General features: G+C 28.1%; 12 protein-coding genes and 1 pseudogene. All 13 read left to right on the forward strand.

Annotated features, from left to right (window positions below):
• Positions 1–75: pseudogene (locus tag I2E83_RS12180) on the forward strand (NADH peroxidase); the annotation flags it as partial.
• Positions 76–387: 312 nt separating this feature from the next.
• Positions 388–1,815: a cardiolipin synthase gene (gene cls, locus I2E83_RS12185; RefSeq protein WP_195430017.1), complete on the forward strand. Its 1,428-nt coding sequence runs from the start codon at positions 388–390 to the stop codon at positions 1,813–1,815.
• A gap of 207 nt (positions 1,816–2,022) precedes the next feature.
• Positions 2,023–3,036, forward strand: coding sequence for a 3-deoxy-7-phosphoheptulonate synthase (gene aroF, locus I2E83_RS12190; protein WP_195265131.1), 1,014 nt, complete (start codon positions 2,023–2,025; stop codon positions 3,034–3,036).
• A gap of 182 nt (positions 3,037–3,218) precedes the next feature.
• Complete coding sequence (aroB, locus tag I2E83_RS12195; RefSeq protein WP_195430018.1) at positions 3,219–4,286, forward strand: 3-dehydroquinate synthase; 1,068 nt, start codon at positions 3,219–3,221, stop codon at positions 4,284–4,286.
• A gap of 189 nt (positions 4,287–4,475) precedes the next feature.
• Entirely contained in the window at positions 4,476–5,771 is a 1,296-nt protein-coding gene (gene aroA / locus I2E83_RS12200) for a 3-phosphoshikimate 1-carboxyvinyltransferase (RefSeq protein ID WP_195265135.1), read from the forward strand.
• Entirely contained in the window at positions 5,749–6,828 is a 1,080-nt protein-coding gene (aroC, locus tag I2E83_RS12205) for a chorismate synthase (RefSeq protein ID WP_195265144.1), read from the forward strand. Before aroA ends, aroC begins: the two co-directional genes overlap by 23 nt.
• A 3-nt stretch (positions 6,829–6,831) precedes the next feature.
• Complete coding sequence (gene pheA / locus I2E83_RS12210; protein WP_195430020.1) at positions 6,832–7,959, forward strand: prephenate dehydratase; 1,128 nt, start codon at positions 6,832–6,834, stop codon at positions 7,957–7,959.
• Positions 7,960–8,377: 418 nt separating this feature from the next.
• Positions 8,378–8,794 carry a GNAT family N-acetyltransferase gene (locus I2E83_RS12215; RefSeq protein WP_195265149.1) on the forward strand — a complete coding sequence of 139 codons (417 nt, stop codon included), beginning with the start codon at positions 8,378–8,380 and terminating at the stop codon, positions 8,792–8,794.
• A gap of 276 nt (positions 8,795–9,070) precedes the next feature.
• On the forward strand, positions 9,071–9,880 hold the full coding sequence (gene aroE / locus I2E83_RS12220) for a shikimate dehydrogenase (RefSeq protein WP_195430022.1): 810 nt from the start codon (positions 9,071–9,073) through the stop codon (positions 9,878–9,880).
• 16 nt (positions 9,881–9,896) lie between these two features.
• On the forward strand, positions 9,897–10,388 hold the full coding sequence (locus tag I2E83_RS12225; RefSeq protein WP_195265152.1) for a shikimate kinase: 492 nt from the start codon (positions 9,897–9,899) through the stop codon (positions 10,386–10,388).
• Positions 10,389–10,414: 26 nt separating this feature from the next.
• On the forward strand, positions 10,415–10,864 hold the full coding sequence (aroQ, locus tag I2E83_RS12230) for a type II 3-dehydroquinate dehydratase (RefSeq protein WP_195430024.1): 450 nt from the start codon (positions 10,415–10,417) through the stop codon (positions 10,862–10,864).
• Between the two features lie 95 nt (positions 10,865–10,959).
• Positions 10,960–11,970 carry a 3-deoxy-7-phosphoheptulonate synthase gene (gene aroF, locus I2E83_RS12235; RefSeq protein WP_195265156.1) on the forward strand — a complete coding sequence of 337 codons (1,011 nt, stop codon included), beginning with the start codon at positions 10,960–10,962 and terminating at the stop codon, positions 11,968–11,970.
• Positions 11,971–12,219: 249 nt separating this feature from the next.
• The gene (locus I2E83_RS12240) at positions 12,220–13,053 is read left to right on the forward strand and encodes a prephenate dehydrogenase (RefSeq protein ID WP_195265157.1); all 834 of its coding nucleotides are present in this window, start codon (positions 12,220–12,222) and stop codon (positions 13,051–13,053) included.
• Positions 13,054–13,077: the final 24 nt, after the last annotated feature.

A 13,077-nucleotide genomic window follows, 5' to 3' on the forward strand; every position in this document is an offset into this window, starting at 1 on the left:
GAAATGTGTAAAGATGAAGCTAGACACGGACAAGCATTCAAGGGATTATTAGACAGATATTTCGGACAAAACTAATTTGCCTGATTATTTATAGGGTATCGTTTAAAAAAGAGTGTTGTATTATTACGTTAATACAACACTCTTTTTGTAATGTGAAAATGAGGATGTTTTATATACAAAATACAATATAGAATCTCTTTAAATACTTATAAAAAGTGGATATAATTATAATAAATGATGTATAATGGACAGTGGATAATTGATGAATAAGATTCTTAGGAGTTTAGGAAAATATGTTTTTTATATTTTATAATTCAGCTTTGCTGAATTTTTTCATTAGTTATGCATTATTACTTATCAATTAGAAGTATTCTTGGAGGTGATAAGATGAGCGCATCTATTTTATTTATAATAGCCTATACCATTAATATTTTATCTGCAATATCATTAATATTTATAGAAAGAAAAGAACCTACTACTACATGGGCATGGTTGTTAATATTATTAGTTCTTCCGGGAGTTGGATTTATAATATATTTAATTTTTGGTCAAAACTTAAATAGACAAAAGATATTTAGAGAAAAGAAAGTAACAGATGAGAAAAAGGCAAAAGATTTAATTGAAAAATTTAAAGAAGAAAAAAGAGCAGAAAGAATATCAAAAGAATATGTGGATCTTATAATGATGAATTATAATCATTCAGGAGCATTATATACAATAGGTAATAGCATTAAGAGTTACATTGATGGAGAAGATAAATTTAAGGACTTAATAAATGATATTAGGTCTGCTAAAGATTTTATACATATTGAATATTATATATTTAGATTAGATGGACTAGGAAAATCTATACTAAATGAATTAAAGAAAAAAGTAGATGAAGGTGTAGAAGTAAGACTTTTAATAGATGGAATGGGGTCTAAGTCCATAAGAAATAAAGATATAAAGTACATAAGAAGCTTAGGAATAAAATTTGCAGTATTTTTCCCAGGAATATTACCATATATTAATATACGTTTGAATTATAGAAATCATAGAAAGATTGTTGTAATAGATGGAAACATTGGTTATGTAGGTGGCTTTAATGTTGGAGATGAATATATAAACAAAGGAAAGCAATTTGACTTTTGGAGAGATACGCATATAAGAGTTCAAGGAGAAGCTGTAAATGAGCTTAACAAGAGGTTTATTTTAGACTGGGATTATGCGTCAGAAGAAGAGCTTAAAAGTTATGAAAAATACTTCAATAAGCAAGAAAGCTATGGTGATGTTGGAATACAAATAATATCATCAGGTCCTGACCATAAAGAAGAATATATAAAGAATGCATATATGAAGATAATTAATAATGCAAAGAAAAATGTATATATTCAAACTCCGTATTTAGTGCCAGATGAACCAATGAAAGAAGCGCTGAAGATTGCAGCATTATCTGGAGTAGATGTAAGACTAATGGTACCAGGAGAGCCAGATCATTTCTTTATGGAATGGATATTAAGTGCTAATATTGGAGAATTAATAGCGTGTGGAGTTAAAATATATAGATATCAAAAAGGTTTTATACATTCAAAAACTATGGTTGCTGATGGAAAGGTGTGTAGTATTGGTACTGCAAATCTAGATATCAGAAGTTTTCAATTAAATTTTGAGATAAATGCATTCATATTTGAAGATAAATTTGCAAAGGAACAAGAAAAAATCTTTTGTAAAGATATTGAAGAGTGTAATTTAGTAACTATGGAAGAGTATAATAATCGAGGAAGATGGTTAAGGATAAAAGAAGCCTTAATAATGTTAATTGCTCCAATATTATAAAGTTAAAAATATATGAAGCTCTTTCATTATATTGACAAAAGGTTGCTGTTTGGTATAATTAGGTAAAGAAATTTTGATTACTTAAGAGGGCTCATTTGAGGTCTCTTTTTTAATATAAAAATCTAAATAGCTTAGTTTATATAGATTATTATCTAAATCATCAAATATTAATTATCAGATATTAATTAATAAAAAGGGGGCAAGTTCATGATAATTATTTTAAAACCAAAAACAACTGAAGAGGAAATAAGAAAGCTTACAGAAGAACTTGAAGTACAAGGGGTAAAGGTTAATCCTGTTATAGGAACAGAATTAATAATCTTAGGACTTGTAGGAGATACAAGCAAAATAGATCCTCTTAAAATTGAAGCAAATAATAATGTTGAGAAGGTAATGCATGTGCAAGAGCCATTCAAAAAAGCTAACAGGTTATTCCATCCAGATAATACAGTTGTAAAAGTAAATAATAGTGAGATAGGTGGAAATAAAATAGCTATGATAGCTGGACCATGTTCAGTAGAAAGTGAAGAGCAATTGACATTTATAGCAAATGAAGTTAAGAAATTAGGGGCAAATTTCTTAAGAGGTGGAGCTTTTAAACCAAGAACTTCACCATATAGTTTCCAAGGATTAGAGTATGATGGTTTAGAATTATTAAAAATAGCAAGGGAGCAAACAGGGTTACCTATAGTTACAGAAATAATGTCACCATATGATGTTGAGATATTTGAGAGAGATGTAGATGTAATTCAAGTTGGAGCAAGAAATATGCAAAACTTCGATTTGTTAAAAGAATTAGGAAGGACAAATAAACCAATACTATTAAAAAGAGGCTTATCTGCAACGATAGAAGAGTTTTTAATGAGTGCGGAATATATAATGGCTGGAGGAAATGAAAATGTAATTCTTTGTGAAAGAGGAATAAGAACATTTGAGACTTATACAAGAAATACATTAGATTTAAGTGCAATACCAGCAATTAAAAAATTAAGTCATTTACCAGTCATTGTAGATCCAAGCCATGCAACAGGAAAAAGATATATGATATCACCTCTTGCAAAGGCGGCAGTTGCAGTAGGAGCAGATGGCCTTATAATAGAGGTACACAACGACCCAGCTAAAGCTTTATGCGATGGTCCACAATCAATAAAACCAGAAGATTACGGAACATTATTTGATGAATTAAAAGCTATTGCAGCAGCCGTTGGAAGAGAAATATAGGTCAATGGATAATGGACAATGCATAATTAAGGAATAAACTCCTTTAGGAGTTTATGAATTAAGAAATATTTTTTATAAACTTTAGAGAAGTTTTTCCTAAATTATCAATTGTCCATTATGAATTATCAATTGTAATTGTCAGTTGTCCATTATCAATTATTAATTGGAAAGCAGGTGTTTTAATGAAGTTATCCGTAAATTTAATTCATAGTAGCTATGATATTATTATAGAAAAAGGAATAATAAATAAATTATCAGATGAGATAAAGAATCTTTTTAAAGGTAATAAGATATTTATTTTAACTGATAAAAATGTTGATAAGTTTTATGGAGAGCTAGTATTAAATAATTTAATTAGTGCTGGCTATGAGGTTAAGAAGGTAGTACTTGATCCTGGTGAAGAAAGTAAGAGTTTTTTCACTTTACCTTTAATTTATGATGAACTTTTAAATTTTAAGTTTACTAGAAGTGATTTAATTATGACTTTAGGTGGAGGAGTTATAGGAGATTTAGGTGGATTTGTTGCATCTACTTATTTAAGAAGTGTACCTTTTGTACAAATACCTACAACTTTATTAGCACAAGTGGATAGTAGTGTAGGTGGAAAAGTTGGAGTAGACTTAGAGAAAGGTAAAAATTTAGTAGGAAGTTTTTATCATCCTAAGAAAGTAGTTATAGATCCAGAGGTTCTAGAAACTTTAAGTGATAGAGTATTTAATGATGGAATGGCAGAAGTTATTAAATATGGTTGTATAAAAGATAGAGAGTTTTTTAAAAGTCTAATCAATTATAGTGATAAGAAGGAAGTTATGAACAATATAGAATACATCATTCATAATTGTTGCAAAATTAAGACAGAAGTTGTGGAAAAAGATGAAAAAGATACTGGGGAAAGAATGCTTTTAAATTTTGGTCACACAATAGGTCATGCAATTGAGCAGTATTATAATTATAGTAAATATACCCATGGAGAAGCTGTTGCAATTGGGATGTATGAAATAACTAAATTAAGTGAAGAATTAGGAATAACAAAGAATGGTACAAAGGATATAATTAAAGATATATTAATAAAATATAATCTGCCATATGAACTAACAATAGATATTAAAGAAATATTAGAAACTATGAAGCTTGATAAGAAAAACTTAGGAAACAATTTAAATCTGATTTTCTTAAAAGAAATAGGCGATAGCTTTATATACAAAACAACAAGTAAAATATTTCAGAAAAATGAAGAAATGGAAGAATGAAAGAATTGATGAAATAACTCGGTAAACAGAGTTATGATTATATAGGTGAATATTAGAAAAGAGAAAAAGAATGAAAAGGGAAAGAATGAGAAGTAAAATATAAGAAATTAATAGTGAAAAAATTATTACCATTAACTTTTTCGTTTTTTAACTCTTTAATTCTTCCCATTACAAATAAGGTGGTGTTTTATGAATAGTTTAAGATTATCGAAATCTAGATTAAATGGAACGGTGAAGGTTCCACCTTCTAAAAGTATGTCACATAGAGCTATTATTTGTGCTGCTTTAGGGAGTGGGACTTCTGTAATAGAAAATATAGATTATTCAGATGATATTAATGCAACTATAGATGCAATGATTGCATTGGGAGCTGTTATAGATAGGGATACAAATAAGGTGACAATAAGTGGGATATATAGAGAAGATTCAATAATCAATCCAGTTAGAGCGATTGACTGTAATGAGTCAGGCTCTACTTTGAGATTTATTATACCTATATCTTTATTATTTGCTGGAATGACTAAGTTTGTTGGAAAAGGAAACTTAGGTAAAAGACCTTTAGACACATATTTTGATATATTCAAGGAACAAGGTATCAAATATCATAGTGTAGAAAATGATTTAAATATGATTGTCAAGGGGGTATTACAGCCAGGAGAATTTAATTTGCCTGGGAATATAAGTTCGCAATTTATCACAGGACTTTTATTTTCACTTCCTTTATTAGATGGTGACTCTAAAATCAATATAAGTACTAGAATAGAGTCAAAGGGATATATTGATTTAACATTAGATTGTATGAAGGATTTTGGAATAGAAATAGAAAATAAAGATTACAAAGAGTTTATAGTTAAAGGAAATCAAAAGTATATATCTAGAAACTATAGAGTTGAAGGCGATTATTCGCAGGCAGCATTTTATCTTGCTGCAGATGCACTTGGATCAAATGTAACTATTAGTGATTTAAAAAAGGATTCCCTTCAAGGAGATAAAGAAGTAATAGATATACTAGAAAGAATGGGAGCAAAATTTATAGTTGATAGGAATCATATTAAGTGCAAAGTAGAAGAAGAATTGGCATCCACTATAATAGATGCATCACAATGCCCAGATATAATTCCAGTAATATCATTAGTAGCAACACTTGCAAAAGGAAGAACTGAAATTGTTAATGCAAGCAGACTTAGAATTAAAGAGTGTGACAGATTAAAGGCTGTAGCTACTGAGCTTAATAAGTTAGGAGCTAAAATAGTAGAAAAGGAAAATGGTCTTATAATAGATGGTGTAGATGAACTTGAAGGTGGAGTACAGGTTTGGAGCTGGAAGGATCATAGGATAGCAATGACTTTAGCGATAGCATCAACTAGATGTAAAAATCCTATTGAATTAACTGATTATGATTGTGTAGCAAAATCTTATCCAGGCTTTTTTGAAGATTTTAAAATGCTAGGAGGAAATGTAGATGAGTGGGGTATGGGGCAATAATATAAAAGTTTCTATATTTGGAGAATCCCATGGAAATGCCATAGGAATTAATATAGATGGTTTGCCATCAGGTTTTGAAATAGATATGGATAAAGTTCTTTTAGAAATGAATAGAAGAGCTCCAGGGAAAAATGCAATGTCAACAGCAAGAAAAGAAAGTGATCTTCCAGAAATATTAAGTGGATATTTTGAAGGCAAGACTACAGGAACACCTCTTTGTGCAATAATAAGAAATGCTGATACAAGGTCAAAAGATTATAATAAAACAAAGGATTATATGAGACCTGGGCATGCTGACTATACAGGATATATGAGGTATGATGGATTTAATGACTATAGAGGTGGTGGTCATTTTTCAGGAAGAATAACTGCAAATTTAGTTTTTGCAGGAGCTGTATGTAAGCAGATATTAGAAAAAGAAGGTATATTTATAGGTGCTCATATATCTTCAATAAAAGATATAGAAGATAAAGATTTTAATAGTACAAATATATCTAAAGAGCAGATATTAAATTTAAGAAAAATGGAATTACCATTAATTGATGATTCTTTAGCTGAAAAGATAAAGCATACTATATTACAAGCAAAGTATGATGGAGATTCAGTTGGAGGTACTATAGAATGTGCTGTTACTGGAATAAACCCTGGAATAGGTAATCCATTTTTCGATTCAGTAGAATCTACATTAGCTCATTTAATGTTTTCAGTACCAGCAGTAAAAGGAATAGAGTTTGGTAAGGGATTTGAAATGACTAATATGTTTGGGTCAGAATGTAATGATGAATATTATTATGATGGAGATAAGATAAAAACAAAAACTAATAATAATGGTGGAATACTAGGTGGAATTACAAATGGAATGCCTATATTATTTAAGGTTGCAATAAAGCCTACAGCATCTATTATAAAAGAGCAAAATACAATAGATATTAATACAAATGAAAATGTTAAGTTTAGAGTTGAAGGAAGACACGACCCATGTATAGTTCAAAGAGCTGTACCTGTTATTGAGGCTGTAACAGCAATAGGCTTACTTGACTTAATAAAGGGGAGATAATTAATGAGTGAATTAGAAGAGTATAGAAAAGAAATTGATTCTATAGATAAAGAATTAATTTCTTTATTTGAAAAAAGAATGGATGTTGCAGTTAAGGTTGGTGAATATAAAAAGAAGAATAAGTTACCAATTTTTAATGGTAAAAGAGAAGAAGAAGTTATAGAAAAAAATATAAAAAAGCTTAATAATAGTTCATATATGGACATTGGAAGAAGCTTTTTTGAAAATTTAATGGAATTAAGCAGATCCCTTCAATCTAATGTAATACAAGAAAATAATAATATTCAAAATAACCTAATTGGAGAAAACTCAAATTTTATATTTGGATATCAAGGAGTTAAAGGATCTTTTAGTGAAGAAGCTCTTTTAAAGTACTTTAAAAACTGCGATAATGTAAAAAACTATGATGAGTTTGTAGATGTATTTGATGCTTTAAAAAATAATGAAATACAATATGCAATTTTACCTATTGAAAATTCATATACAGGAGCAATTACTGAAGTATATGATCTTCTGGTTAAATATGGATTTTATATTATTGGAGAAGAATGCATTAAAATAGATCAGCATTTAATTGGAGTAAAAGGATCAGATATAAATAGCATACAGGAAATATATTCACATCCTCAAGGATTTGAACAGAGCAAGAAGTTTTTAAGTAGATATCAAAATATGAAGTTAATACCATATCATAATACAGCAATAAGTGCTAAGCTAATTTCAGAGTTAAAAGATACTAAAAAAGCTGCTATAGCAAGTAAAAGGGCAGCACAAATTTATGGACTAGATATATTACAAGAAAACATAAATGATAAAAAGGATAATCATACTAAATTTATAATTATAGGAAAAGAATTAAAATATAATGATGAATGTAATAAAATTAGTGTAGTATTTTCTTTGGAAGATAAGGCTGGTACACTTTATAATTTATTAAGATACTTTGCAGAAAATAATATAAATATGATTAAGATAGAATCAAGGCCAAATAAGCATGAATCTTGGAAGTATTTACTTTATGTTGATTTTGAAGGCAGCCTAGAAAATTGTGAAGTTAAAAATGCTTTAAAACTTATAGAACAAAATAGTGGATACTTTAAAATTATTGGAAGCTATAAGGCGAGTTTATAGTATATAAATTAACTCTTAGCACATAAGTAAGATTAATAATAAAATATAAGCTGAATTAAAAAATAATAAACTATAATTTTTAATATAAGGGTTACTTTTTAGAGTATCCCTTTTAATTTTTTTAAAAGGTAATAGTTTAGAAACTTAATATACTAATAAATTTTTTGCTTATTAGTATATCATTTAATGAATAAATGTATTGCCTATAAGGATTTAAGCTATGGATGAAACTTATAATCTTTATAAATAAAATAATAAAAAATAGTAGTAATTAGAAAAATTTAGGTGTATAATTATAATATAAATAATATTTAGAATTTTCAGAAAATAAGATTAAAATTAAAAAAGAAGGAAGGGTAACCTTTCTTTTAAAATTACCATTCTTATAAACGTTTACAAAGTGATAGGAGGCATTTTTATGGTGGGTTTTGATGTGAGGGAAATTAAATTAAATGATTATGAGGATATTCATAGGCTTAATTCAAAGCTAGATTATTCAAACATAAAATCCATAGCAGAAGATAAAAGTTCTATAGTTCTTGTAGCACAATTAAATGATGATGTTATAGGTTATGTTAATAGTAATCTTATTGAGGACATAAATTATAATAAAAGATTAGATATTAACGATATAATTGTTGATGAAAAATATAGAGGATTAGGAGTAGGGCATCAATTAATATTAGAGCTTGAAAAGAATGCAAAACAAAATGAAGTAATGTATATAGTAAACAGTAATAAAGAATATAATGAAGAAGAAGTTAAATTTTATAATAGACAAGGGTTTAAATTAGATAATAAAAGGCAATTTATAAAAAATGAATATATTCAATAGCATATAAGCAGTGATACTTTGAAAGTGTTTCACTGCTTTAATTTTTTAGAAAAATCTTTTTTTAATATTCAAGTTAATATTCTTTAATTTATAATGATATTAAGCAAATCAAAGTGTATATGTCTAAGATTATGATGATTTAATAGAATCAGAACTATAAATAATATTGTACATATCCATTTTTATAAAAAATATTTGATTATGTTATAATATTTATAATCAAGAAAATAGTTAAATAACATAATATAAATTAAGATAGAGACAGGGGGTACGGTTATGGAGTTTTATGGATTATTAGGAGAAAAGCTTTCACATAGTTTATCACCAGAAATTCATAGTGAATTACTAAAATTTATAAATAAAGATGGGGCATATAAATTATTTGAAGTGGAAAAAGAAAGACTAGAAGAGTTTACAGAAGCTTTAAAACTATTAAAGATAAAGGGTACAAATGTAACTATACCCTACAAAAAAGATATAATGAAATATATTGATAAGATATCAGAAGAAGCAGAAAAAATAGGTGCAATAAATACTATAGCTTTAGAAAATGGAAAGCTATATGGATATAATACTGATTACTATGGTTTTGGATATATGTTAAAAGTTAATAATATAAGTATAGAAGGAAAAAGTGCAGTTATTTTAGGAAATGGAGGAGCTTGCAGAGCAGTAACGCATTATTTGTTAGATAATAAAATATCGAATGTTAAGATTGTAAGCAGGAAACCAAAAAAAGAAGAGTTTGATTTACAAAATGTAGATTTAATAACTTATGAAGAATTAAAAGAAATCAGTGGAGATATTTTAATAAATTCTACTCCTGTAGGCATGTATCCTGATATTAATGTATCACCAGTATCAGAAGATGTAGTAAAAAATTTTAATGTTTTAGTTGATTTAATATACAATCCCATGGAAACTAAGTTTTTGAATATAGGGAATTCATTATCTAAAAAAACTACTTGCGGATTATATATGCTTATAGGTCAAGCAGCTAAGGCACAAGAAATATGGCAAGGTATATCGATTGATGAAGAGATAATAAAAGAAATATATGAAAAATTAAAGTTGAAGTTCATCTAGTTATAGGAGAATATAAATGGATAAAAATATAATTTTATTAATTGGAATGCCTGGATGCGGTAAAAGTACTATAGGTGAGGAGTTATCAAATAAAATAAATTATGACTTTTGTGATATGGACAAATATATAGAAGAAATATCTAATAGTACAGTAAAGGAATTATTTAATATTAGTGAAGAATATTTTAGGGATTATGAAACAAGATCTTGCAAAGAATTAAGTAATAAAAGTAATATAGTAATTTCTAGTGGTGGTGGAGTAGTAAAAAGAAAAGAGAATATAGATTTCTTTAAGGATAAAGGAATAATAATATTTATAGATAGACCAATAGAAGATATTTTAAGAGATGTTGATATATCATCAAGACCACTATTATCAGAGGGTAGGTCTAAACTTTACAACCTATATTCTGAAAGATATAATTTATATAACGATTATTGTGATGTGAGAATAATTAATGATACAACTATAAAAGAAACTTTAGATAAAATCATTAAAATAATTTAGCAATAAGTATTTTTAGGAGGGGTTAGATGAAGGTACTAGTTATAAATGGTCCTAATTTGAATATGTTAGGAGTAAGAGAAAAAGAAATTTATGGAACTAAGGACTTTCAAGATGTTTGTAATTACATCAAAGAAGAGGGGCAAAAAAGAAATATTGATATTGAGTTACTTCAAAGCAATATTGAAGGTGAAATAATCAATGGAATTCATAAGGCATATTATGAAAAATATGATGGTATAATAATAAATCCTGGTGCATATACACATTATAGCTACGCTATAATGGATGCAATAAAAGCAGTAAATATAAATACTGTTGAAGTTCATTTATCAAACATACATGCAAGAGAGGAATTTAGGCATAAATCAGTAATAGCAGCAGCATGTATAGGACAAATATGCGGTTTTGGAGAATTTGGGTATGTAATGGCTATGGAAGTGCTAAAAAAAATGGAAAAGTTAAAAGTGAAGAGTTAAAAATATAATTTTAGAAACTTTTGAGAAGTTTCTTCATAAATTGTCAATTATCAATTATAAATTTTTAATTGTAAGAGTAGTATGGAGGGATAGGTATGATTATTGTAATGAATCCGAATTGTAGTGAAGATGAAGTATTGAAGGTTAAGGAAGAATTGGAGAGTAAAGGTCTAGGAGTTCACTTATCACAAGGAGAAACTTTCTGCATTTTGGGTGTAGTTGGGGAAACTCGATCTATAGATTCTGATAAGCTTCTTAGATTTGCTGGAGTAGATAAAGTTCTTAAAGTTGAAGAGCCTTATAAAAAGGCTAATAGATTATTTAAGCCAGATGATACAGTAATTGATGTAAAAGGTAGTTTAATTGGAGGAAATAACTTAGCTATTATGGCAGGACCTTGTTCTGTTGAAAGTGAAGAACAAATAATAGAAATAGCTAAGAGCGTAAAGGAATCAGGTGCAACATTTTTAAGAGGTGGAGCATTTAAGCCAAGGACTTCTCCATATAGTTTTCAAGGGTTAGAATTAGAAGGTTTAGAACTTCTAAAAAAGGCTAGGAAGGCTACAGGACTACCAATAGTAACGGAAATAATGTCAACAGATTATATAGATATATTTGTTAGAGATGTAGATGTAATTCAAGTTGGTGCAAGAAATATGCAAAACTTTGATTTATTAAAACAACTAGGTAGAACAAACAAGCCTATTTTATTAAAAAGAGGTTTATCTGCGACAATAGAAGAATGGTTAATGTCTGCTGAATATATAATGGCAGCTGGAAATGAAAATGTAATATTATGTGAAAGAGGTATAAGAACATTTGAAACTTATACAAGAAATACATTGGATTTAAGTGCAATTCCAGTAGTGAAAAAGAAATCACATCTACCAGTTATAGTAGATCCAAGTCATGCAGCAGGATACTGGTACCTTGTAGAACCATTAGCTAAAGCTGCAATAAGTGCAGGAGCTGATGGATTAATGATAGAAGTCCATAACAACCCACAATGTGCATTAAGTGATGGACAGCAATCAATAAAGCCAGAAGCTTTTAAAAAGATAATGGATAAAGTTAAGATACTAGCAGAAATGGAAGGAAAGAAATAATTGATAATGCACAATTGACAATGGACAATTAGGTAATAAACTTCAGTAGTAGTTTAGGAAAATAGAATTTCAACGGACAATTGAAAATTAAAAATGGATAATTAAGGAATAAAATCCTAAAGGAGTTTAGAAATTAAAAATACTAAAAACTTCGGAGAAGTTTCTCCTTAATTATCCATTGTACATTATCAATTATCAACTGGAATTGTCCATTGTCCATTATCAATTATATTTAGTTGGGGTGTTTTTATGAGAATTTTAATAGTAGGGCTTGGTGTTATAGGTGGAAGTTTTGCTATGGCGCTTAAAGCAGCAGGATATGAAGAAGTCTATGGAATTGATAGTAATTTAAGTACTTTGAGCAAGGCAGAAGAACTAGGAATAATTAAGAAGGGCTATGTTAATGCTAGTAAAGTTGTAGGAAAGGCCGATTTAATTATTCTTGCAATATACCCTATGCTTATTAAAAGATTTATTGAAGAAAATAGAAACTTATTTAAGTCAGGGGCAATAGTTACTGATACTACAGGAATAAAAAAGCTTTTTATTGATGACATATTAAATATATTACCTTCAGATATAGATTTTATATTTGGACATCCTATGGCTGGGAGAGAAAAGAGAGGTATTGATTATGCATCTAAGGAAGTTTTTAAAGGGGCAAATTATTTAATAACTGTAACTGATAAAAATAAAGAAGAAAATCTAAAGGTTCTAGAGGATATTATTTACGATATGGGGTTCAAAAGAATTAAAAGGATAGATCCTATATTTCATGATAAAATGATAAGTTTTACAAGTCAGCTTCCTCATGCAATAGCGGTTGCATTAATTAATAGCGATGAAGAAGGTAGAGACACAGGAAGTTTCATTGGTGATAGTTATAGAGATTTGACTAGAATTGCAAATATAAATGAAGATTTATGGAGTGAATTATTTATTGGAAATAAAGAAAATTTGATAGAATCAATAGATAATTTTATAAATGAGATAAATTATATAAAATCAGCTCTAGTTGAAAGTGATGAGAAAAGATTAAAAGAATTATTTATAAAATCAAGTAAAAGAAGAGAAAAATTATAAAAATTAAGCTGCTTCCATAATTAG

It is taken from the genome of Clostridium sp. D46t1_190503_E9, from assembly GCF_015555225.1.
Taxonomy (GTDB): Bacteria; Bacillota; Clostridia; order Clostridiales; family Clostridiaceae; genus Clostridium.

What these genes read in the sequence shown, in the direction of transcription:
- cls (WP_195430017.1), top strand. Translation starts at nt 388, where the DNA reads ATGAGCGCATCTATTTTATTTATAATAGCCTATACCATTAATATTTTA.
- aroF (WP_195265131.1), top strand. Translation starts at nt 2,023, where the DNA reads ATGATAATTATTTTAAAACCAAAAACAACTGAAGAGGAAATAAGAAAG.
- aroB (WP_195430018.1), top strand. Translation starts at nt 3,219, where the DNA reads ATGAAGTTATCCGTAAATTTAATTCATAGTAGCTATGATATTATTATA.
- aroA (WP_195265135.1), top strand. Translation starts at nt 4,476, where the DNA reads ATGAATAGTTTAAGATTATCGAAATCTAGATTAAATGGAACGGTGAAG.
- aroC (WP_195265144.1), top strand. Translation starts at nt 5,749, where the DNA reads ATGAGTGGGGTATGGGGCAATAATATAAAAGTTTCTATATTTGGAGAA.
- pheA (WP_195430020.1), top strand. Translation starts at nt 6,832, where the DNA reads ATGAGTGAATTAGAAGAGTATAGAAAAGAAATTGATTCTATAGATAAA.
- I2E83_RS12215 (WP_195265149.1), top strand. Translation starts at nt 8,378, where the DNA reads ATGGTGGGTTTTGATGTGAGGGAAATTAAATTAAATGATTATGAGGAT.
- aroE (WP_195430022.1), top strand. Translation starts at nt 9,071, where the DNA reads ATGGAGTTTTATGGATTATTAGGAGAAAAGCTTTCACATAGTTTATCA.
- I2E83_RS12225 (WP_195265152.1), top strand. Translation starts at nt 9,897, where the DNA reads ATGGATAAAAATATAATTTTATTAATTGGAATGCCTGGATGCGGTAAA.
- aroQ (WP_195430024.1), top strand. Translation starts at nt 10,415, where the DNA reads ATGAAGGTACTAGTTATAAATGGTCCTAATTTGAATATGTTAGGAGTA.
- aroF (WP_195265156.1), top strand. Translation starts at nt 10,960, where the DNA reads ATGATTATTGTAATGAATCCGAATTGTAGTGAAGATGAAGTATTGAAG.
- I2E83_RS12240 (WP_195265157.1), top strand. Translation starts at nt 12,220, where the DNA reads ATGAGAATTTTAATAGTAGGGCTTGGTGTTATAGGTGGAAGTTTTGCT.